The 23,442-nt window shown below is 38.0% G+C and carries 16 protein-coding genes; 5 read left to right on the forward strand and 11 right to left on the reverse strand.

Annotated elements, in window-relative coordinates:
- Positions 1 to 34: 34 nt before the first annotated feature.
- The 7 genes from RT52_RS07500 to RT52_RS07530 form a co-directional block, all read right to left on the reverse strand.
- The gene (locus RT52_RS07500) at positions 35 to 1,573 is read right to left on the reverse strand and encodes a hypothetical protein (RefSeq protein WP_034816398.1); all 1,539 of its coding nucleotides are present in this window, start codon (positions 1,571 to 1,573) and stop codon (positions 35 to 37) included.
- Between the two features lie 127 nt (positions 1,574 to 1,700).
- Positions 1,701 to 1,964, reverse strand: a complete 264-nt coding sequence (locus tag RT52_RS07505; RefSeq protein WP_034816400.1) for a hypothetical protein — start codon at positions 1,962 to 1,964, stop codon at positions 1,701 to 1,703.
- A 2-nt stretch (positions 1,965 to 1,966) separates the two neighbouring features.
- Complete coding sequence (locus tag RT52_RS07510) at positions 1,967 to 5,326, reverse strand: hypothetical protein (protein ID WP_034816403.1); 3,360 nt, start codon at positions 5,324 to 5,326, stop codon at positions 1,967 to 1,969.
- A complete protein-coding gene (locus tag RT52_RS07515; protein WP_034816406.1) occupies positions 5,319 to 6,200 on the reverse strand; it encodes a DUF4007 family protein in 882 nt (293 codons plus the stop codon). Before RT52_RS07515 ends, RT52_RS07510 begins: the two co-directional genes overlap by 8 nt.
- Before the next feature lie 61 nt (positions 6,201 to 6,261).
- Complete coding sequence (locus RT52_RS07520; RefSeq protein ID WP_034816409.1) at positions 6,262 to 11,472, reverse strand: FtsK/SpoIIIE domain-containing protein; 5,211 nt, start codon at positions 11,470 to 11,472, stop codon at positions 6,262 to 6,264.
- A gap of 29 nt (positions 11,473 to 11,501) precedes the next feature.
- Positions 11,502 to 13,142 (reverse strand): hypothetical protein, encoded by a 1,641-nt coding sequence (locus RT52_RS07525; RefSeq protein WP_034816411.1) that lies wholly within the window; start codon positions 13,140 to 13,142, stop codon positions 11,502 to 11,504.
- Positions 13,143 to 13,174: 32 nt separating this feature from the next.
- Positions 13,175 to 15,556, reverse strand: coding sequence for a hypothetical protein (locus RT52_RS07530; protein ID WP_034816413.1), 2,382 nt, complete (start codon positions 15,554 to 15,556; stop codon positions 13,175 to 13,177).
- A 254-nt stretch (positions 15,557 to 15,810) separates the two neighbouring features.
- On the opposite strand from RT52_RS07530, the gene RT52_RS07535 reads away from it, so the two are divergent.
- The 5 genes from RT52_RS07535 to RT52_RS07550 all read left to right on the forward strand — a co-directional run bounded on the left by RT52_RS07535 (position 15,811) and on the right by RT52_RS07550 (position 21,733).
- On the forward strand, positions 15,811 to 16,698 hold the full coding sequence (locus RT52_RS07535) for a phosphoadenosine phosphosulfate reductase domain-containing protein (RefSeq protein WP_024369787.1): 888 nt from the start codon (positions 15,811 to 15,813) through the stop codon (positions 16,696 to 16,698).
- A 183-nt stretch (positions 16,699 to 16,881) separates the two neighbouring features.
- Entirely contained in the window at positions 16,882 to 19,062 is a 2,181-nt protein-coding gene (locus RT52_RS07540; protein ID WP_034816416.1) for a DEAD/DEAH box helicase family protein, read from the forward strand.
- On the forward strand, positions 19,043 to 19,219 hold the full coding sequence (locus RT52_RS16360) for a hypothetical protein (RefSeq protein WP_156028797.1): 177 nt from the start codon (positions 19,043 to 19,045) through the stop codon (positions 19,217 to 19,219). The genes RT52_RS07540 and RT52_RS16360 overlap by 20 nt, the downstream gene beginning before the upstream one ends.
- 2 nt (positions 19,220 to 19,221) lie before the next feature.
- A complete protein-coding gene (locus RT52_RS07545) occupies positions 19,222 to 21,204 on the forward strand; it encodes an AAA family ATPase (protein WP_034816418.1) in 1,983 nt (660 codons plus the stop codon).
- Entirely contained in the window at positions 21,197 to 21,733 is a 537-nt protein-coding gene (locus RT52_RS07550) for a hypothetical protein (RefSeq protein WP_034816421.1), read from the forward strand. Before RT52_RS07545 ends, RT52_RS07550 begins: the two co-directional genes overlap by 8 nt.
- Before the next feature lie 69 nt (positions 21,734 to 21,802).
- On the opposite strand, the gene RT52_RS07555 is transcribed toward RT52_RS07550, so the two are convergent.
- The 4 genes from RT52_RS07555 to RT52_RS07570 all read right to left on the reverse strand — a co-directional run bounded on the left by RT52_RS07555 (position 21,803) and on the right by RT52_RS07570 (position 23,437).
- Positions 21,803 to 22,123 (reverse strand): nucleoside triphosphate pyrophosphohydrolase, encoded by a 321-nt coding sequence (locus tag RT52_RS07555; RefSeq protein ID WP_245175491.1) that lies wholly within the window; start codon positions 22,121 to 22,123, stop codon positions 21,803 to 21,805.
- Positions 22,124 to 22,135: 12 nt separating this feature from the next.
- Entirely contained in the window at positions 22,136 to 22,339 is a 204-nt protein-coding gene (locus tag RT52_RS07560; RefSeq protein ID WP_024369785.1) for a hypothetical protein, read from the reverse strand.
- 70 nt (positions 22,340 to 22,409) lie between these two features.
- A complete protein-coding gene (locus RT52_RS07565) occupies positions 22,410 to 22,880 on the reverse strand; it encodes a hypothetical protein (RefSeq protein WP_034816426.1) in 471 nt (156 codons plus the stop codon).
- Positions 22,881 to 23,020: 140 nt separating this feature from the next.
- Positions 23,021 to 23,437: a DUF350 domain-containing protein gene (locus tag RT52_RS07570; protein WP_034816429.1), complete on the reverse strand. Its 417-nt coding sequence runs from the start codon at positions 23,435 to 23,437 to the stop codon at positions 23,021 to 23,023.
- Between the last annotated feature and the right edge of the window lie 5 nt (positions 23,438 to 23,442).

Raw genomic sequence — 23,442 nt, forward strand, 5'->3', positions numbered from 1 at the left:
CTCCGCCCTACATGATGTAGGAGCGGAGTTTTGCTTATAGTCCGATGATCGCGACCGACACACCGAGGACACCGATGAGCGCCATCGCGTAAACCGGTACGCGTGGCATCTCGCCGTTGTTATCGAGCGCCTTCCCGAACATGAAGAACACGAGCGGGTGGACGAGGAACGGCATCGAGAAGATGAGCGGGATGAGAAGCGAAGCTTCCGTCCCGAACATGCCGCCTTGAATCGCCGCGAAGAGACCGAAGTGCGAGATCGCCGACGACTGGGCCATTGCCGAGTAGTCGAATGCGATCGTGCTGAAGCTGAGGAGCACGAGTCCGCCGAAGACGGCCATGATCTGCCAGCCGAACGAGAACTGCATGAGCGCCTTGACTTCTTTGAAGTCTTCGCCGTTCGCAGCGCGCAAGTTTTTGAGCGCGAGGAACGTGAGCGTGAGACCGACCAAGACGATGATCGCCGTCGGCCAAATCCAGAGCGCCCCGTTATCGGCACTGACTGCCAAAATCGAGAAGACGAAGATGTGACCGAAGAACGGGATGTTGATCATGATCGGGGCACGTTTCGCTGCGACTTTCCCGAAGTCACCAGCCGTACATGCGCCTGTGAGACCACTATGCGACAGTGATCCGGCCATACCTGGTGCGAGGTTACGGATATGCGCCGTGCGGGCGAACCACATGAGAAGCGCAATCCCACCGAACATCCAGAACAACTGGCCGAAGAATCCGTAGAAGAGGACCGAGTTCATACCTTCGATGGCGAACGCGTCACTGATGCGTGACCCCCCGACCATGAAGTTCGCTGCCAAGACGACCGGGATTCCGGCGAAGAGGAGCGCGCGAACCGTCGGACCATACGTCCAGTTTTGGAAGATGGCACCGAGTGCTGACGAGACGATCATCGCGAAGAAAATCTGCGGGAGCGCGATGACGGGTTGGACGAGCATGGCAATCGCGTACGAGACGAACAAGATGGCGAGAAGAATCACCGTCTCAATCAAACCTTTACGCATATACACTTGTTTGTCGTCGATTTGCGCCTTGTGGTCGATCAAGAGGAACGACGCCGCGAGACCGATTAATGCGAGGATCGGGTAGTAAAGCATGATCCCTTCAGCCGTACCCGGTTGAATCATCATACGGAAGAACCCTTCCAATCCGACGAGCAAGAAGAACGAACGGAGGATGAAGATGAACTGCGTCCGTCCCGTTCCGAGGAACATCTCTTCTTTTGACGGCACGACGATGTCTTTCACGTCGAGCGCTTGCTTGCTCAAGATTTTACGAAGCTCTTGCCCACCGACGAAGAACGACACGACGAGCGCGATAATCGTCGTTCGTGACATAAAGTCGACGAGCGGGAACTCCGGGAGACCCGGTGTCGCGATGCCCATCTCGACCATGACGAAGCCGAGACCGAGGCCGAAGATGACGATGACGAGGATTGGCGAGAACCGTGAACCGGCCACGACCATCCGTGACAAGATGACCATCGGGATGACGAAGGCCATTAACAACCAAAACTGGTTGAGTAATTGAACTTGAGATAACTGCTGTACAATTTCCATGGATAAACCCCTTATACATTTTTTTCACACTGTCTCGAAGTGTAACGCATTGTCGATTTTGTGACAAGGGGGTGTGACGTATTGTAAAGATTGAAAGCGGAACCAAATGAATTGGTCCCGCTTTCGGTCAATTATTCGGTTGGCGAAGACCCCAAATGCCCTTCCCTTTTCCTTTAACTGCATAAAATAAATCTCTTTCTCCCCGGTAGATATCACAGTCACTTGAATTCATATGGATATGTTTTCTGACTTGAGACTTCCAATCTTTATATCCGTCTAAACCAAGTTGATAAAACGACTTTTCAACATAATCATATATTTCTTTTAAAGTAGCAGTGCCACCATGATGACGAATCGCAAATTCAATTTTCCTCACTAAATCTAGACGCATGGTCACTCCTCCGAACTCATCTCTAATTCTTCGAGTAATTTGTAAAGAATGTACTTCATTTCGTCTGCTTGCATCGTTCTACCACTAGATTTTACTATTCGCTGTACATTATTAAATACTGTCTTCCCTTTTACCGATAGTTCCACTTTTTGAATAGTTGCTGTCGTTTGATCGTTTGTCACGATTCGAATCGTCTCTTCATCGTCAGAAACAACTAGTAATCGTTTCAGCGATGATTGGAACGAATCAAGAGTGACGTCCGACCATTCTTCAAGGCGTACTCCGACTGTTTTACGAATTAAGACTACTAACCAGTCTTCTTCACGCTCCATTGCATTGACCACGTCGAATAAAACTGGATTTTTTGATATTAAATCATGGTTTAGCTCAATCCATGCATCTAAGTCCTCACGAACTCCTAAGACATTTAATGCTTCTTCTTCAAGGTCATGTTTAGCATTGGTTAGATGGTTTTCTAAGTCTTGTTTCACGGTAGAGAAGTTACCATCAATCCGTCCTACTAGTTTATGAAGCCGTGTCGCTGCATCCATTGGGTCGATTTCACTGTATCGAATGATTTCTTTGAATTCGATGATTGATTCAGCTTGTTGAGAAGTGATTTGAGTATATCTCGGCAGTTGACGCAACCATTTTCTTAAGTTGCTAAACAGTTGAACCGGGTGTTCTTCAAATGAATTTCCAAAGAAGGTCTCATTCACGCCTAAAAGAGAATGACGAATATTTTGATCCATTTTAAAGAACTCAAATTCATAAAAGCTCGCTTCTTGTTCAAGAATGGAATACAACAAATCTGCGTTCATTTCTTCAACAAATAGTCCATTCGCGTAGAAGGAAAGTTGATGCCAATAGTCTTTGAGTAGAGCTACTGTCAGAATCGGAACAATCGGTTTTCTCATGCCATAAGGTTCTTTCTGTAAAACTTGCATAAGTGTTAACAAATTGCCACGATCTGAAGTCTCAAGATAATTTAGCATTGATGCTCGCATATTTTTCAATATGTCTGAATTCAAGTTCGTTAAGTTAAATGGGTCGATTTGATTGTTTTTCAAAATCGAGACATAAATTAAATAGTCTGGACCAAACCCATCTATCTCGATATCTTCGATCGCACGACTCTTCATCAATTTATCAAGTACTCCAACCGCTGCATTACGTTGAACTTTAGAAACTTTTTGCTTGTTGAATCCTTCATTTCGTACTTCTAACGTCTCATTAAATCGTTCGCTCATCCAATTTGATAAGAAATTTTCAAGCGCAAATCTAGACGTAATTCCTTCAACTTTTTTATTACCGTAAAACCAGTTCAAATGTTGAGGACTAAAGTTTTCAAGTGGCGATAAATACTGTTGGATTTCAAAAATCAGGTTCTCCATCCGGTAACCAATTTCGGATTCTAACTGCTCATCTGTTTTCAAAAGCACCTTATCACTTAACATGTGCATGAGTGTACGATATTCATCAATTTTCTCGACAAGTTCTTGTTTATCTAATTTAAATTCAACAAACAATCGTTGGTTATCAGCAGTTGAGTGATCAATTAATTGAAGATGTGATTTTTCTGTTTCTGCCGAACTTAGAATGACAGACAATTCCCCATCCGATGCCGTCTGTTTTTCCAATATCGAATCAGCATCAAAATAAAAATCAACTTCAATATATCGTGTCATACTCTTTTCGCTGTTATATGTTAAAGGCAGATAATACTTGTTCTTGGTTAGTTCTTTCAATGGTTGTGCTCTTAAAACATTATCGTCTTTTATCTTCAGACGATATTGCTGAACTAATTCATCAAGCTCTAGAATTGAACCTGTATACATTTCATAAGAGCTTGTGATTCGGTTGTATCTCAGTAATTTCACCTGAATCAACTCATCGATAACCGCTTTTGCCTCATCGACACTGATTCCAAGTGCGAAACTGATTAAATCTTCTTTGATTGAAAACTTCCCTTTGAAGTTCTCAAGAAGGGTAAGTAACTTGATTAGACGAAGAGCTGAATCAGTCACCCCATAACTAACGGCGAAACGATACTGTTTTAATTCTTCGATACGATAATATAATGTTTCATCAGAGTAAAAATAGTCGAACAACTCGTCCGCATAATACCACTTTGTCTCGTCGAATTTGCCGTCAAACTGAGCTAAAAACATGTACAACGTCCGCTCGTTTTGGCCGAGAATATTCGACAAGTGTGGCAAGAGATAAATTGTTAGCGGATGAATCGGCTGACATCCTTCTAATATAGTTCCGTCAATTTCTTGTGAAGACATTTGAGGAAATAAATTGAACTTGGTTATGTCAATTTTATATCGCTCAATATCATTTTGGAGAAATAGACTAGGCGTATTCACTTCATCTTGACGCCCTAATACCTTAAAGGCAGAACGATAAAAAAGAGAAGAATCGCTCTCTAAATAATGTGCACGGAAACGCTTTTCGACTCGCTCTAATTCCGACTTTGAAAAGCTGTTTTTTTCTGCATATTGTCGTAAACCAGAGTGCGTAATAAATAACACTCCTAAGTTTTCGAGTCGATTCGAAAGTTCGGCTAAATCTTGCATTTCTTGCATTGCTTTGTACGTGCTAGCTTTATCAAGCAGCTGGAGAAAACGTCCGAACTCATCGTAAGTAATGAATAACCCGACTTTTTGTTTCTTTAACTGCTTCAAAATATACTCAAGCTGTTCTAATTCGTTCGTCGAAGAAGTAACAGTCAAAGTAGCGCCTGAAGTCAAAATCGTATAGTACCTTTTAAACGTCTCTGATGCTTCTTTATTTCCTGCCTTTATCTGCGCTACTAGTGTATCAATACCGTGGTCATCTTTTGCACACAAGTCTTTCAAATTTGAGTACGTGTTTTGATAATTCTTGCGCCAATTCTTAATCGTTTGAACAATTTGCTCTTCTTCACCTTTTAGGCTAAAAGAAATATCTTCGTCTTTTAACGATTGAATCGTATTTTGAAGAATAACTTCTGCTAGTTTCCCAGAGTGACCGACAATTGCTACAGGAATCCATCGCTTGTCTTTAGACCGGATTACGCTTTCCAAATACGAGCTTTGCTCTTGGTTGATCTGCGCGACGTTCGAATAGAAACCTTTTAACGCTTTCCCATTACGTCGACTCATCATCAAGTTTGAGATAATAGCACCTACCATTGATTTCCCCGCACCATACGGACCTATTAATAGATGGGCATTCGATATCTCATTAGGATTTGTGACCGTCTCTAGCACTGTTTGAATGATGTTCAGCTGCTTATCATTTGGTACAAATTGCGTAAGTAAATTGTCTTTATGAAAGTCGTACGAAATATTAACGCTTGGTTGAAACTTATGCATAGCTACTTACCTCTTTACTATATTGTTTATATCTTTCTTCAAGTGCTGAGATAGACGATACTTCTCTAGTTAGCAGTACCGTATCAAGCTTGTTTGTGCGAATGAAGCGTAATGGATAGTCTTCTGTCATCTGAGTCACGTATTCCACAATCGCGCTTCTCGAAAGATTAAACACCTTCCCCCAAAGTTCTGGAGCCTCAGCTAATTCTTCGACTGCAAATTCAGTCTGTCCGTACTTTTCTGAATAGATCAAAAGTGACATGAATAAAATATCCCGGATTTCTTCTACATCCGCAAACGACTTAGTGTAATAATTGTTTACGCTCTTAGAAATCATCTCTAGATTTTCGAGCGGACATGAAATGACATCTTCAGGAGTAAGTTGTTTATAATCTTTCAACGAATACATGTTGAGAAGACAATCTATATCTCGCTTCAATGTATTTTCAGAGACACTCTTCAACCCATTCACTTCTACCCATTTTTCTAAAGATCTCATTAAACGTTCACGATCAAACACGGATTCTCGATATTCATTAAAGAACCAATACCAAGTAGTAGCGATGTCTTTGTTCGTGACCAAATTATAATGCAACATTCCTAACGTCAGTCCATGTTGCAGATGTCGATCATAACGGAACACGACATTTCCAAAGTCAGTGAAGGCATGAACTGTTTGTTTCCCCTTCTGCTCCTCGATAACATTTGTAGCAATCAACCAATGTCGCAAAGATTTCGCCATGTTTTTTCCTAATCCTAGTACCTCAAAATGATTTTTTTCATAAAAAAATCTAGAGTTCTGATTAACGTGTGTCAATCCTTTATTTATCCACGAAGGTCGAAAATAAAAACTCTGATGTTGTCCAAATCCCATAATTTTCCCACCTATCTTCCAAAAGAAGTAAAGTAGCTGCTTATGCAGCTACTTCACGGGTTTATTTCTTAAAGTGTTGCATCAATGCACGTAAAGCGAGCGGTTGTAAGTATGGACTCTTGCCTCGTGCCGGTTCTTTGTTTGTCTTGAATAGATAATCACCTTTTCCAGCCAAATTCTCCCCGCCTGACGTATCCATTACTACGTTCGAAGCTACGCTGTCTGTGACGCGAAGACATAACCGTGCTGCCAAGTTGTTCTTGATGGTTGTACTGATAATCTCAGCCTTTGGAGACTGCGTACAGACAATCATATGGATGCCTGCCGCCCGTCCTTTTTGCCCTAGACGCTTGATAGCAGTTTCGATTCGCTGAGCGAATTCTTTATCCTGCATCATGAAGTCTGCAAACTCGTCAAATACAATCACCATTCTTGGCAAGATTTCTTCATGTCGGTTTTCTTGTGCTAATAACTCGTTATATTCCATTAAATTCTTTGCATATGAGTCACGGAACTTAGTATAACGATGTTCCATCTCTGCAATCATAACATCTAAATAATCAGCTGATTCAATCAAATCTAACAAAACTTTTTCCGTATGCTTAACCCCGTCAAACATTGAGAATTCAACTTGTTTAGGATCGATAAATACGAATTGAAGTTCAGTTGGATCATAAAGACACATCATCGACATAACAATTGAGTTCAAACTTACACTCTTCCCACTCCCAGTCGATCCAGCAACTAACATGTGTGGCTCTGTTCCATTAAAATCAACCGTCATAACTTCATTTAGTGGACTCAACCCGATAGGAACAATGAATCCTTTCTCCAGCTCTTGATTTGTCACATCGTTACGTACATACTTCATAAACTGTGAGAAGTAGATTGTATCAGGGTCGTTACGATTGATATCAATATTGATTCCGTTACGATCACTAAAGATGGTCGGAGGAGAATCAATGTGAAGCCAAAGCGGCATATCTTTCGCCTTTTTCTCTACGGCTGTAATGCTTTGATTCGGTGGAATTCTGCCAATAATTCGAATAACACTGGCCCCAACAATCGTGCGCTCTACCGTAAACTGAACTCCGTTGATTCTTAGTTTCGTCTGCAAAGTGTCTGCGTAACGATTACCGAGTTCTTGAAGGGCCGCGTCAAACGATTCTTCGTTCGGTACTTGAACGTTTAATAGTGCAATTTCTTCCGGATACTCATGCTCAGCAACTGACGGATCCTTTGGTTGAACTGGTTCAACTGGTTCAACTGGTTCAACTAAATCATCCGATTCGTCTTCTCCGTCTGAATTCACAGGCGGTTGAATTGGTGTTATAGAAGAAGGAATATCTCCTTGTTCTCCCTCTGGAACTTTCGGTAGCATCTTATTAATTGGATCTGGCTCAACAACAGCAATAGGATTCGGCTGAACAACGCTCACATCATCTCCAATTTCCAACTTCACTTCATCGCTAGAAACGTTCATTTCTGAGAGGATGTATGATCGTGTGAACGTATGAACGGAAATACCGTCTTCGTCTTCACGTTCAAAGTAATGACCTGGAGCAAGCTCTACTCTACCTTCAAATACAGTGTTCTTGTTATGAATATATGCATAAATCGATTTAGTGAAAGAGAAGTTAATTTTCACATTCGGATTATGCTTGAGTTCGTGTAGGAGAGCTAGCTCATATTCTTCATAAGCTCGTTTATCTTCAAGATGGAGTAAGAACGAATTAAGATACAATTCTCTTTCAAGTGTTGATTCGAACCTTCTAAAGAATTTCTGTAACGCTCTTTCTCCAGACAACAGTTGAACTTTCGCGTCCGTCACTTCGCTAACATAACTCTCTTGTTGGATGAGTTTTAGTTCAACTAAATCAAAGTTAATATCATATGTTTCTGTATCTGCTGAATATTGAATCGTTGTTTTCAGCAAATCCGGCCGCTTTTGTCGCGTTCTAAACCACTCAAGTTCATCACACATATCCCATAAGACGACAGTATCTTGATGATCCTGGTTTTGAGCAACAGTCAAATACACAGATAAAAACTCGTTTACAAATTTGCCAGGACCTAATGCGCGGAGTACAAGTCCACCAGAAAGATCTTTGACAATCTTCAAAGACTCATCTACTTTCCGCTCGTCTAAAGTTGTAACTTTTAACTGGTCTTTTAGACGACTATGGAGTCTCGTCCGGTAATAATTCGTCTCGACATCTTTTTCAGAAGATCTTCTTATTGAATCCGAAGAAGAAACGAGAACCTTAATTTCTTCTTTTCCAGAGCGGTTTACGTGATATCGAATAATATTCGAACCCTCTGCTACCTGTTTCATAAGAAGTGGATCCATAAATTTATCGTAAGTGATGACCCAATTAAACTTTTCATGCGCCAATTTATATAATGTATTCGTTTCAGTACGTGTTACAGAGAGCCTTCCTTTTAATAGACCAATCTTTTCTGATTCAATAACTAGTCCGTCTTTTAAAATAGCTTGCATATTATAGAATTGTTGCATGAGTTTCGGCTGTGTAGGTGACACATAATTGATAAGACGTGTTCCTTCTTTAATCGATTTAAACTCACGGTTTTCATAAAATGCCCATTGCTTATCGGTGAGCTCACATTCTTTGTATGCTTCCGGATAAAACTGATGGGGAACTTTAAGATTATCCTGTTGTCCAAAATAATCGATGAAAACAGCTAAGTCAAAATCGAGCATCAATGTATCTAGTTTTTCCTCGAGAGTCTTAGAATCACTAAAAGGTAAAACATTAATTTCTAGCCGTGGAAATTCTCCAAATACATCTACTGCATTCATATAATCTTCTTGAGATTGTATCCATTGATTAATTTCGTCATAGAGCATGGCCGCCCGAGCCGGACTGTGGATTGTGACATTTAATTTTCTTACGCTGTCTTTCTTTAAAATCTGTTCAATACTCTTTTTAACGAACTCTAAATTCGTGACATACAAGAATAAAATATCTAAGCAATCTGCTGTGTAAGGATAGACTCGTACATAATCATGGGCGACTTTTTCAATCTCTTTTGCGAATGAGGTAGCTTGAGAAGCTACACTTTCAATTTCTCCACCTTCAAGATATGTCCCTTGTCCGTAGAATTCATCTTGAACGAAAAGATGATGACCTTCTCGCGATACATAGTATGAAGGGGCTAAGTTAGCGAAAGACCCTCTTAAGTATTCTTTATATTGTTTTAAGTCTTCAACGTCTTGAATCTTATTTCGGCCATGAGACGTGTCAGAGAGATCTGCTATCAATTTACCGAAATGAACGAGTTTGTAGCCATACGTGATAAATCGAATCGGATTAAAGATGGAGACGATTTTCCGCTCTACTTCAGACTGTCTGTTATTTCTTGCTTCGACAATATTTATCGTGGCCATATCATTCAGAAGCGAATAAATTTTACGGACTCCATCAATATCTTCCTCAGTACAATTTAAGAACTCTTGTGTGAGATCTGCCACTTTTTTCAAGTCATCAATCGTCACCCCACGCTCTTCAACAAAAATAGTTTGCAAAAGCGCAGTGTATTTCTTGTTGAACTCATCAAACTGTTGAATAGGTTTTAGTAACCGTTTATCAGTAAGGGATGTATATTTCGTTTGTTCCGAAAGATAATCTCGGAAGTCCTTTTCACTTGGAGTCCCACGTTTAACATCAATATACTGAAGATAACCACTTTGAATTTGGTTAATAAACTGCGAGAAGCTATTTTCGCTAATCGTTTCGCCAGCATCAACTTTAAATTCTGTCTTAGCCAGTGGTTCTTCATTTCGAAGAAGTCTTAGTGTGACTTTCAGCACTTCTACTTCTTTAGATACATCTTCTGTGCCTTTCAAGTGAGACAAAACAATAATATTAGATGAGAGCATAGACAACGATTTCAAGTGAAAGTTAAAGAAGGCAGCTTGCTTCTCAGAAAGTTCAAGATTCTCATCGATTGAGAGCTCAAATGAGAAATTACCTTCAAAATGTTCATGATCAATATCTTCAAGCATTACTAAACTCTCGGAAAGCACAGCCTCAAAAATATCAATGTATTCGGAAGGATTCTCTAACTTATTTTCAATATTGACAATCTTCTTAAGGATCACTTCTTTTTCTAGTTCTTCTTCAAACTCTTCTCTAAATTCTCGTATTGCATCTAAGTCATTTTTTGAGTTGACTGCTTCTACACCTTTATCAAATCGATTTTCCGCATCGATTTTTTGTTGTTTTAACTGGTTCTCTTCTTCAACTGTCTCCGCAAGGTCGATTGCTGTAACGTATTTATCAATTAAGATATCTCTAGCGTTATTCAATTTGTCCCTTAGAGAGTTTGATACTTTAAATCCAAATATACGCTCGGCGTCATTGTAAGACACTAGCGACAATAAATCGTTATTTTTACGCTCAATAAACTCCGTAGCCTTCTCAAGAAAATGGACTTCATCACTAAAGCTTCTCCATATCTCAGTAGAGTAATTCGTTTTTTCCTCATTCGACATGAAATTCTCTAAGTTTTTAGCCAACCTTTCAGGATCAAGATAAGAAACCATTGTCTTTCTCAAGTGACTAAGCAAGAAATTTTTTCTCAGCTGCTTTCGAAGCGCCTCCAATGACTCAAACTTTAAAAACTCATCCTTGAACAATCGGAAATGAGGTAGTTGTTTTCCAAGAATTGTTTTAAACGGTTCCTCTGAGTCATTCTTTGTATTAATGACGTCTTCCAAATAAGCAATCAGCATAGACAGTTGTAAATCTAATTCACCCTTATACTGATATGCTCCAATCAACCTCATTAAATCTCTAATCTGATGTGGTTCCAAATAAGAATTCTCGTGAAGAGCTTGATCAAGACTCTTTAATCCCTCGGATGACAATAATTGAGTCTCGTCAATCGAAACGATATCTTTGAGACTTTGTGCTTCCGGGGTTCTCTCGTTCATCAATAAGATTAGAGCCTCTTTTGACTTAACATTATTCCTTAACCAAACGCCATTCTCATTTTCACTTAAAACGAACGAATCAAATCCATCTATTTGTTTAATTGTTCGAATTAACGGGTTATAGAAATTCTTAAACTGACTTTCATCTTCTAAAAGTGCATTTAATATGGCTGGAAAGTAATCCTCATTAATTCCCTCAATTTTAATTAAGACTTTCTCTGCATTTTTCTTTTTGTGATCTTTTAAATAATTTAACAGATACTGAGCAATCCAATGACCTATGATTGTCTCTTTATATGAAGTGCTTACTGGCATATTCATAATCTCCTTTAGTTAATCTTGGATTATGCAAAATAAGGATTTCGAATTAGAGCAGTTGCATCTGAATATTCTTGCAATAACCCGTTCTGTTTTAATTTTTGTCTCATTTTTTTCTCATTACTTCTAAAGTGGGATAGATTAATTCCTTCTTTTGAATAAAGGCCAGAGACTTTGGCTGCGTCTTCACCAATGATAATTTGATATTTATCATAAAGTTTTCGCAAAAAATCATCGTATGGGAGCGTGATTTCTCCGTCTAATGTTGCAAATACTAAAGCACTCAAAATATTGTCATGTAGCACATAACGAGCTTTAGCACCTTTACCTGAGATAATGAATTGACCGTCGCGTGCTAACGTTTTCATAATTGGTAATTGTGACTTGGATAAATCCTCCATGTATAGCTCGATAATTCGTAATCTCAACATTTTTTCAGCTTTCTCAAGATTAGGTGTCTCAAGAGCTTCAATCAGCTTTTTCTTCTTAGGTGTATGAAGACTGTTCAGGTTAAGCTCTTCAAAAAATGAAGTATATCCTGCAACTTTTGTTTTTTGTGCATCATTGAAGCTTCGTTTCCAGCCATCAATCTTTTCCTCGGCCCGATCTTTCGGAAATACTTCCGCCACACGTTCTTCAACAAACTTCTTATACGCTTCACTTACAACAGCCTCATGGATACGGTAGGAATCTTGCGCTAAGAATTTTATCGATTTATTTTGTCCTTCAAAACAATCAATAAAGTAGTTCGTTTTCTCTTGAACAATTTGTTCTGCTTGATGAATCATGTATCGATGAAGCTGGAACGTAATAAGTGACGTCAAAATATCAAACATTTCATACACATCAATTTTCAATGTTAAAAGAGCATTCAATTCCTCAGCAAACTCTTGATAAAGTTTTAAATCCGTTGCTGGAAGAAGTGGATATTCTGATTTTTCCCATCCGCTGATAAAGTCTTTTAACTCACTATCTTTGATTAAAGGTGCTGGTTGATCTTTAGTTATGATAGCTGACTCTGTGAAAGCATACTCTTCGAACGCCTCGTTAATCTGATTAACGACCGTAATCAATCCGCTCGAATTGGATAGTAGGCCCTTCATATTTCTCTCGATATTCTCACGAAGTTCTTTATTATCTACTGTTCCGTAATGCAACATAAGATAATAAAGCTCGCCTCCCCTAGCAAAAAAGTTTCGCTCATAATTATATGTTGGACTCTTTAACTTTCCTTTATCTCTGTTGACGCGTATTTCTGTATATAGCAATGACTCATGTAATGGGTACATCATTTGAGCATACCATGATCGATCAACTGGTTTTCCCATTGGTGTTGTCAATGGAATCGTGAGATTTTTAAAGAATGTTTGTAAATCTTCTAATTGTTTTTCATTAATTCCAAGCCGTTCTCGAATTAAATCTTTCTTCTCATTGTCAAAAACAGCAATGTGACCCTTCGACCCTTCCTTTTCTCCTTCGTAGACGAATTGACGGAATTCAATCATTTTACGACGATTATAATATTTTCTCTGCAAACTAAACCCAGTACCTGCCATTACGTTTAAAAACTCTAATGTATATTCAGGTCCTCTTTGACCATCTTTGAAACGATGCCCCCATATTTCAGCACCAATTTTACTTGAGAAACTAATTTTTTCTTGTTCCATGGAGTATTCTCCTATTCATAAAATAATTAATTTTAGTAATCCTCTTCTACTTCTTCATCTTCTACTGGATCAGGTGACTTGATTTCAATAGTTTCTAACACAAACGCACCTTGTGAATAATCGAATTTTAGAATCTGTAGAATATCTTCATCTTGTTTTTTAAATGAAATTAATCTATTACGGAAGCTATTTAGTAGAATCTCTACGTGCTCTCTAAGTACGTTCAACATCCCACCATTACTTAAACGCATTAAGTATTCAAAGGTCACTAAGTTGACTTCTAGTTCTACATCATTAATTTTTAACGTCAATGTTGTGCTAACTTGGTCAATTTCCTCATTCTTACCTTGAACAATAAATTCAATTTGATCTAGCCCAACGATTTGATGCACTAACAAACTATCGGATGACACATATAGTTGATGTGAAGGAGAATAAACCATACGTTTTGCGAAGAATGTATTCAATCCGTCAATCAGCTGCGTTTTTGTACTATGTTCAATTTTTCCTTTGTGAAGGATGCCGATGAATTCGAAACGGTGGCGATACGGAATCAATTGCTCAACTTTTTTGTTTTCTTTTGATTCAAAATAATATTTTCGTCTTAATCGAGGGAACCATTTCTTCATCAATTCTTCACCATTAACATTATCTCCGTTAATGTTGGAACGATACATTTTGACCTCTTCATAATAAGATCCGTTCTCAACATCGATTCCTTCTTTAAACAAAAGGGCGTGAGCATCTCTTGTTTTGTCCTGGCTGCTTAAATCCCCATTCAAAAGGAAATCATCAATTAATGAATCAGAAATATATCCAGGATCTAGCGATTTGAACTCTTGTATGCCACTGATTTCTTCAAACACTTCCGGTCTTAAGTTATTTCCAAAGAAATTCTCGTAATATGATTTCTTAGCTAAGTCTTCAATTGCTTCACTCTGGGAAGCCTCATGAACATTTCTACATGTCATCCCGCCTGTTTGGGTGTAGGCGAGATGAATGAGTAACTCACGCATCGTCATATGTTTTCCATTCATATCAAGAGATTTGTACATACGCATCATACGATTGCGAGTAGTTTTATTACTCATTGCGACGTGGTTGTCCTTAATAATGCATTTATGTCGGCTTGAACAATCACCACAGATGTCCCAATTCTTTTCTTCGTTCCAACCCTCGATTATCTTTTCCGCATAAACTGATGATGAAGCGTATAGAAGATTATAAACTTTAATTTGTTCTGCCTCTTTTAGATTTTTATTCGGAGACATAAACTGTGGAATGATTGCGTCCTTTAGGGATTTGAGCTCTGAGTACTTCACTAAAGTATGGGTAAGCTTCCCTTCATTAGCTGCAATTAAGAAATAAAGTTTCGAATCTTCTTCTTGAAGGGTTTCCTGCATTTTTTTCAACTCGGAAACAATGACCTCATCACGCAGTTCGGACAAGTCTTTGATAATTCGAATAGTGTAATCCTTGTATGTAATTTCTTCGATACCTGATTCTGGCCATCCCTTAAATTCGTCATCTACTAACTGGTCATAAACATTACGACAAATACGAGTTTTCCCGTCCCCCGCGTTTCCTGTAATAATGATTGAACGTGGAGACGTCGATAATTCATCGATGATTTTTTGATTAATATTCGTTTCAATGCTATATTCAATTTTTTTCGTGTGCTCATCAAAAATCTTTGAATAATCAGCCGTAGTCAAATCATACTGGTGCATGAAATCTACGAAAGGATTTATTTGTTCTTGTAGAGTTGTTGTTAAATCCCACTCTTGGTCTGTAATTAGGTCTTGAGTCATATAATCAACCTTCTCCTTTTCTTTCTCTGCAGTCTCTAATATCAAACTATTCAGTTCAATCGCTTCATCTTCTTCAATGGCGACCATATTATTGTCGTCTAAATTCTTATTATCTTTTATTTCCTTATCGATTTCTTCTGATACCGATGAGTGTAATTCAGTGATTGCATAGGTTTCTTGGCTCTCTTTTTCTGAAGTCTTTCCAAAATCTAAAATCCAAGACTGTCCTAATTGCATCAATATATTCAACGCTTCTGTTGCCTCTTTTTTTGTAACGTCCCGTTTCGTCACAATGTCGCAAATTTCTAAAAACCTCACACCTTCACGATAATTTTTCATTGAAAGGTTGAACTTAGTTTTCAGTGCTTTCCATCCGTATTGAATAGAGTGTGCCTCATAGTATGATTTAGGAACAGACGTATAATTATAAAAGTTACTAAGATCTTTCATCCATTCGTATGAAAGTGGAAGGAATAAAGACTGAAAATATAAAACCTGTTCTGTAGGGTTAAACACTAGCATCCGATTCACGTCTTCATAAGAAAAGGAAATATCCTCACTTGAAAGATAAGTTAAACGTTCCCAAATTTCTTCTGATTTCATTTTTTGATCATCCCTTCATTCGCCAAAAAATATAAAAAAGATTCCCTTTTTCACTTCTTCCTATTATTGTAATATTAATGTATGTTAAATAAAAGGGGTTATAAAGGAATGTGGTCAGGTTGATACATTTTTTTGTATGGTTGTTCTCTTAGTCTTTATTGAATCAACGTGATAAGCATTTTATTTTATTTACTTAATACCTTTCCGTTACTGTAATATATAGTTAGAAGCGAAAGATAAATGAGGTGTAATTAATGAACATGAATAGTGTGAAAACACAAAAAACAACGAGTCGCCTTGCACTAGGTGAGCTAAACAACAAAGATTACACAGCGCTCAATCACGGTCGTAAACCAGTCCATGTGGCTATGTTTAGCGGAGGCGCATCTTCGGCATACGTGGCATACCACATCGTACAAAAGTATGGCAAAGAAAATTCGATTCTCTTCTTTACAGACACGCTTTGGGAAGACATGGATAACTATCGTTTCATGGAAGAAGTCGCAGATTATATCGGTTTAGAAATTACGACGAGCATTGATGGAAGAACGCCTGAAGAAGTATTTTTCGACATGCGTTTCCTAGGAAACTCACGTATGGCTAAATGTTCAGAAGAACTAAAAGTAAGACAAACCATGATATTCCTTGAGGAATTACGCGATATTCACAACCTTGAACCGATTTTGCATTTTGGAATCGGACCTCATGAGCAACACCGAGCGATTAATCTCCAAAACTTTTATGAACATAATCCAATCGAACCGATTGAAACACGTTTTCCGATGATTGAGATTTTCAAAGAAGACATGGACGCTAAAACAGTCATCCAAAATGAATGGGGTATTAAACTTCCACGTATGTATGACTTGGGATTCTCCCACGCAAACTGCGGAGGTCGCTGTGTACGTGGTGGATTAGGCCATTACGCGCTTCTATACAAAGTCTGGCCAGATCAGTATGCTGAGCAGGAAGCTATGGAAGAACGCTTCCGAGAAAAATTCCAAAAAGACGTCTCTATCTTGAAACGTAATGGTGGACCGTTCACTTTACGTGAATATCGTGAAATGATGGAGCGGGATGGTGTAGAAGCTTACTTAGCTGAGAAAGACGATACTGTTCCTTGCGTTTGCGCATTTTCTTAAAATTGATAAATACAAAAAACTGATTTCTATTGTTCAAATAGAAATCAGTTTTTTGTATTTATACATATACTAATAAACATATATAGTAAATATAATCAAAATTCCCACTAAAAATCTAATAAACTCTTCTACTAAATGTGATAATCTATTTAATAAAGAACAACATGTAGGTAGGTGATTCTATTGAGTTTTAAAGACTTGAGTATTAAGAACGAGTACCGTTCTTTTCAAGATAATATAGTACTCGATTTTTATATTCCATCTCTTCAGTATGCAGTAAAGTATGATCGCGCTGTCGGTTATTTTTCTTCTACTGCATTAATAGATATTACTAAAGGAATAGGAACTCTAATTAAAAACAATGGAAAAATCCGTTTAGTAGTTTCACCTAAACTTTCAGCGGAAGATATAGAATCAATCAGAATCGGATACATGAATAGAGAAGATGTACTACAAAATTGCTTATTAAAAGATTTCAATAGAGAATTTAATTTTTTTGAGACAAAAAGACTAAATTTATTGGCGTACTTAATTAGTAATCATTATTTAGAAATTAAAATTGCCTTAATTCAGCAAAGCAATAGTTTCGGAATGTTTCATGAAAAGCTCGGTATCATTGAAGATATTGAAGGGAACGTAATTGCGTTTTCTGGATCTTTAAACGAAACGAGTAATGCATTTTCACATAACTATGAAGCAATTGATGTTTTTAAATCTTGGACAGCAGATTGGGAACGAGTTAAATCTAAACAAAGTGTTTTTGAATCCATTTGGAATAATAACGTGAACGGAATTTCTACTATTGATTTCCCTCATGCTGTACGCGAAAAATTGCTTGAATATAAATCTAATGATTTAGAATTAGATTTAGATGAAAATGAATACTACTACCTTAAAAAAATGGCGGTAGGAACAGAAGAAATAAAAGAACCTTCCTTCCCTCTGGAATTTAAATTAAGAGATTATCAAAAAAAAGCAATTGAACAATGGGAAAAAAATAATTTCCAAGGGATTTTCAACATGGCTACTGGTACAGGTAAAACTTTTACTAGTCTTGCAGCTGCAACACGCCTGTCTCAATTGCAAAACTATAATTTAGCCATAGTAGTTGTCTGTCCTTATCAACACCTCGTTGAACAATGGGTGAAAAGCATTAAAGATTTTAATCTTAAACCTATCGTCGGCTATTCTTCCTCAAAACAAAAAGCTTGGAAAGAGAGATTAAAAACGCACGTCGAAGCATATAATTTAGGCATAAAAGAAAATTTCTGTTTTGTAACCACTAACGCCTCATTAGCAACAAAATATGTTCAAGACCAAATAAAAAAAATAGACAGAAATTATTTATTGATTGTCGATGAGGCCCATAATTTTGGAGCAAATAACCTGTCTTCAAAATTACCTACTAATGCGAAATTTCGAATAGCACTTTCAGCGACAATACAGCGACACAATGATATAGAGGGCACCGAATCGTTAATGAATTATTTCGGAGAGACCTGTATTAATTACACACTAGAAATGGCTATTAAAAACGGCATGTTGACTCCGTATTATTATTATCCAATTCCAGTTTACTTGACTACAGAAGAATTAAGTGAGTATCAAATATTAACCTCAAAAATAGGTAAACTAACACACATTAACAAAAACGGAACTCATACGTTTTCAGACTCAGTTAAAATGCTCTTGCTTAAAAGAGCTAAATTAATAGCAGGTGCAACAAACAAGATACACGAATTAGAAAAAACCATTTATCCGTACAAGGATGCATCTCATACTCTAATTTATTGCGGAGCTACAACAATAAATGATATTGAATACAACGAATTTTCTCCAGATGCTGATGAAAAAAGACAAATCGATGTGGTAGTAAATTTATTAGGTAATAAACTGAACATGAAAGTCTCGAAGTTTACTTCAGAAGAAAGTGCTCTCGAGCGTGAAACGATAAAGAATAACTTTGTTAACAGTAATCACCTACAAGCACTAGTTGCAATACGTTGTTTAGACGAAGGTGTAGACATACCAAGTATTCAAAGAGCTTTCATCTTAGCTAGTAGTACAAATCCTAAAGAATACATTCAAAGAAGAGGACGTGTGCTTAGGAATAGTCCTGGTAAACAGTACGCTGAAATCTATGATTTCATCACTTTACCAATGCGGTTTGAAGAAATAGGTAATTATTCAGAACGAGAAATTAATTCTATAAAGTCTCTTTTATTTAGAGAAATTGAAAGAATGAGAGATTTCACAAATTCTGCTGAAAATTCTTCTGTATCAGACAAATTGATTAAAATGATTGAAAATTCATTTTCACTATATAAAGGGGAGATACCGACAGATGAATTCAAAGAATATTGAATTAAGAGCTACTAATTTAGAAATGATGAAAATTAGAATAATCGAAGCCGAAAAAGAAAACTTAAGAATTAGATCTAAAACTGAATCTGATTTAGTAGATTGTATTAGAAAAATCATAATGGAAGAAGCTAAAAAAACATATCAGGAGAATAATTAACTATGATTATCAAGAAACTTACAGTAACAAACTTTAGACAGTTTAAGGGTGAGCAAACAATCAATTTTTCACAAAATCCCGATAAAAATATTACATTGATTTTAGGAGACAACACTAGCGGAAAAACGACTTTACTACAAGCTTTTCTATGGGCTTTCTATGGAGTGGCAAATTTTAAATCAAAAGATTCTCTTTTAAACGCAGAAATTAGTCAGGAACTATCAAAAAGTTTTGAAAGTTCAAAAGTTTCCGTAGCTATCGAGCTAGATCATGAGGGCACTTATTATCATTTAATTCGACAACAAAAGTATTACTATAAAAACGGAAGTGTTGTTAGTGATACCTACTCTACCCCATCACTAACCACGAAAGAAAATGGTCAAATTAAATCTTTCAAACAGTATCAAGTAGAAAACAAACTTGAAGAAATCCTACCTAAAGATTTATCTATCTACTTTTTATATGATACTGAACGATTTGGCAATATTACGTCTAGAGCCGACGTAACTAAGTCAGTTAAAGCAATTTTAGGTCTTACTGTCTTAGACAATATGATAAAACATCTAGGAAGTACTACTAGATCAGGCACTGTTTTGAACCAGTTTAGTTCAAGTGTAAAAGATGAAGGCGATAAAAACAGACAAAATATTTTTGATAAGTTAAAAGAATTAGAGACTCTCCATACACATACAGAGAACCGAAAAACTGAAAAAAAATCTGAACTTGAATATTTCAACGATATTATAACTAAGAAAAGAAATATTTTGTATGAGCTAGAAAAAGTGTCACAATTGCAAAAAGAAAAAGAAAGAAAAGTAGTTCAAATCGAATCCGGAAAAAAAGCTTTGCAAAATTCTCTGAGATCCTATAAAGATTTTTTTAAATCCTCACCAATTTCATTTATAAGTTACAACTTGTGCAAAAGAGCAATAAATGAATTATCGACTGCAAAACTAGATAAAAAGTCTATTCAAGGTATGAACGCTACTGCAATTAGAGATATTATCGAACGAGGTAGTTGTGTCTGCGGTACTGCAATTAGTAAAGGTGATATTCATTATGAGCATCTTTTAGAAGAAATTCGGTATTTACCTCCTCAATCTATAGGAACATTGATGAACAATTTTAAGCAACAAGCAGAAACTCATTTAAACTTTGCGGAAAGTTATTTCTTATCTCTAGAGACACACTACAAACAAATTATTTTTCATAACATGAATATTGGAGAATTAGAAGATGAAATACATTCTATAAATGAGGAAATTTCTGGTGAGGATAATGTTTCTATGCACCAAGCAGATTTGCTTGGTGCCGAACAAAAAGCAAAATCAATAACAGAGGATATAGAACAATTGAATCAAACCTTAGGTGAATTAAAAAAAACAATTAAAGATGAAGAAGAGAAGTATGATCAAAGTATTCAATCATCTGCTAAAAATGATGAAATCTTACTCTATTTAGAATATGCAAAAAATATTTTAGATTGGGTAGTAAACCGCCGTGATACTAAGGAGCATGAAATTAAATCTCAGCTTGAAAAACAAGTGAACTATTATTTTGAAAAAATGTATCACGGTAAACGAAAAGTAGAGATTGACGATAAATTCAGAGTGAATTTAATCACAACAGACTTATCAAATGATATTCAAACCGATGAATCTCAAGGTTTAGAAACCGTTAAAAACTTTGCGTTTATTTCCGGTCTAGTACATTTAGCTAAACAGAAACTAGCTGACGATTACGAAAAAAATGCAGAGGCTTATCCTTTAATATTAGATGCACCTTTTTCAAATGCTGACGAAAAGCATGTTAAGAATATTTCTGAAGTACTTCCAAATGTCGCCAATCAATTAATACTTATTGTTATGGCCAAAGACTGGAATTATGCAAAAGATTCATTAGTTGATAAAGTCGGGACAGAATATTATTTAAATAAACAATCAGAAATCTTTACAGAAATCATTGGAGTTGATTCAAATGTTTGATAAAAATATTAAAATTTCTGGTGTACATTCTTATTATGTGGAAGAACTCAAAAACCAAAATTTCTTCAACCGATATATTGATGTCTATGTTCATGCACCTCTTATAGGGTTCCAATATGGGCGTAGCTCTTCACACGACAAGACGTCAGAATATGCTAATAAAGATATCAATATATTTTTAGAGCAAGTGATGAGTGAAGCAAATAATTTAGAGTTTATATTTAGGCTTATCATGCTTTTAGATGACTCTGAGAATATGCCAATTGAAGAAAGAATAACAAGGGCTTTTAGAGATGATGCTCTATCCTATGGAGATGATGATACTCTAAATGACGTTGGTAAACGACACGAAAATAATATGGACTTATTTAACTCCTATGTTCTTGGCGGTATTGAAATCCTTTACGAAAAAATAATTGTCCAAGGTGCTACAGAATTAGATTACATTAAGAACTCATTTGACTTTATGAAAGAGTATCATTTGTCTATGAATCCTAAGTCAGCAGATGAGTTATTAAAAGACTTATAATCCTTCACTATACCCTCTACAGATGAAACAGCCTGCAAACTCATCAAAAGTTTGCAGGCTGTTTCATTTTCACTCCAAAACCTCTTCCAAAAACAACCCTTTCTCAAATCCGCCTTTCCGCTCCCGCTTTTCTTCCCGAATCGTGTTCATCTCGTCAAATGAAGCCCCGTGCATTCTGCCCAGTTCATAGGCCAGCTCCAAAATATCCGCCAACTCCTCGAGACACTCCTCATCGATATTCGTGTCCTCATACTCTTTCAATTCTTCATACAGCTTTAAACGTGCCTGCTCAAAGTGCTCGGCTTGATTCAACTGTTTGACGATGACCTGCTTCCCTGAAGCTTTTATGATTTCGGGCACCCGGTCACGGACTAGCTTATTATGCTTCACGATAGCCCCTCCTCACTCCACAATCTCAAACGCCTTCACATACGCCACGTGATCAAGGAACAAAATCATCTCCTCATCGAATTGAACGAACCCGTCCGACGCGTGTCGGAACGATTGATAAATCGACTCGAGCGCCGCATAGCGGCTCTCCGCCTCGACCGTATACGTCAAAATCTCTTCGTTGATCAAATGAAACTCAATCTCGTACGATTTCATGCTGTCTCCTCCGTTTCGTGTGGATAGCGAGCCTGTCTGCTATCCTTTACCCGCTCTTCGCCGTCTCGTCTCAACATTCGTCCACCTCGTTGACTTCGGTCACAACGACACCCGTATCCCCGACTTTCCCCAAGTCGAGTACGGTCGGGTCTTCGTACGCCAAGACGTGAAATTCTTGCTCGACCGTGCGGATCACGTAATGCGACAACGACCCCCGGTACGTGTTGACGCGTTCTGTCGACATCGTGTCTGCGGCGAATTGCGTGAATTGAGACGCCTTCAACTTCACGATCGGATAAGCATTTTGAAGCCCTGTTTCATCCATGGCGTGGTCTTCGATCGTCCCGAGAAATACGGCATATTGCTCAAAGCGGATGAGGATCCGGTCGCGCTCCGCGTCCCACGTCAATAACATCGTCGCATCCTCCGCTCCGAAACACGTCCACTCGAGCGGATAGTACATCTCGCCTTTCATCTGAAACGACTCGACGTCTAGCACGTAGCCCTCCGTCGTCATCAAAAATTTCAAATCGATGGCCAAACCGTTTCCCCCTTTCAAAAAAAGCGACGTTCGAAAACGTCGCTTTCCCTCAATAAAAGATAAACCACAGTGCCGCGGCCACTAAAAACAGGCCGGCCCCGATGAAGAGAATCTTCGCTAATCGTTCATATACCATGTCTTCACCTCACTAACGCCGCACCGACGATGAGCGAGACACCGATTGAGAGGAGGAACGCCAAAAGTCCGACGGCGATGTTCCCTCTCCCGATCTCTTCGTTCACCTTCAAGGACGGGGTCAAAAATTCAAACAACCAATACGTGACGAGGAGCAAGAAGAACCCGAAGCCCCCGCCGACCAAAATGTCGACCATCCGATCGTGGTGGCTCTCGACGACACGGAAGATGTTGGCGAGACCGACGACCTTCCCGCCCGTCGCGAGCGCCACGGCGATGTTCCCTTTTTGAATCTCGCGCCAATTGCTGTACGGCGTCGTCACCTCGAAGATGGCGAGCCCGACGACAATCATAAGCCCGGCGATCGTATAAAGACCGAACGACTCGAGCATGACGTTAAACGTTACGTTACCCAATAGCATCTCGT

The sequence above is a fragment of the Exiguobacterium alkaliphilum 12/1 genome, assembly GCF_000714435.1.
Taxonomy (GTDB): domain Bacteria; phylum Bacillota; class Bacilli; order Exiguobacteriales; family Exiguobacteriaceae; genus Exiguobacterium; species Exiguobacterium alkaliphilum.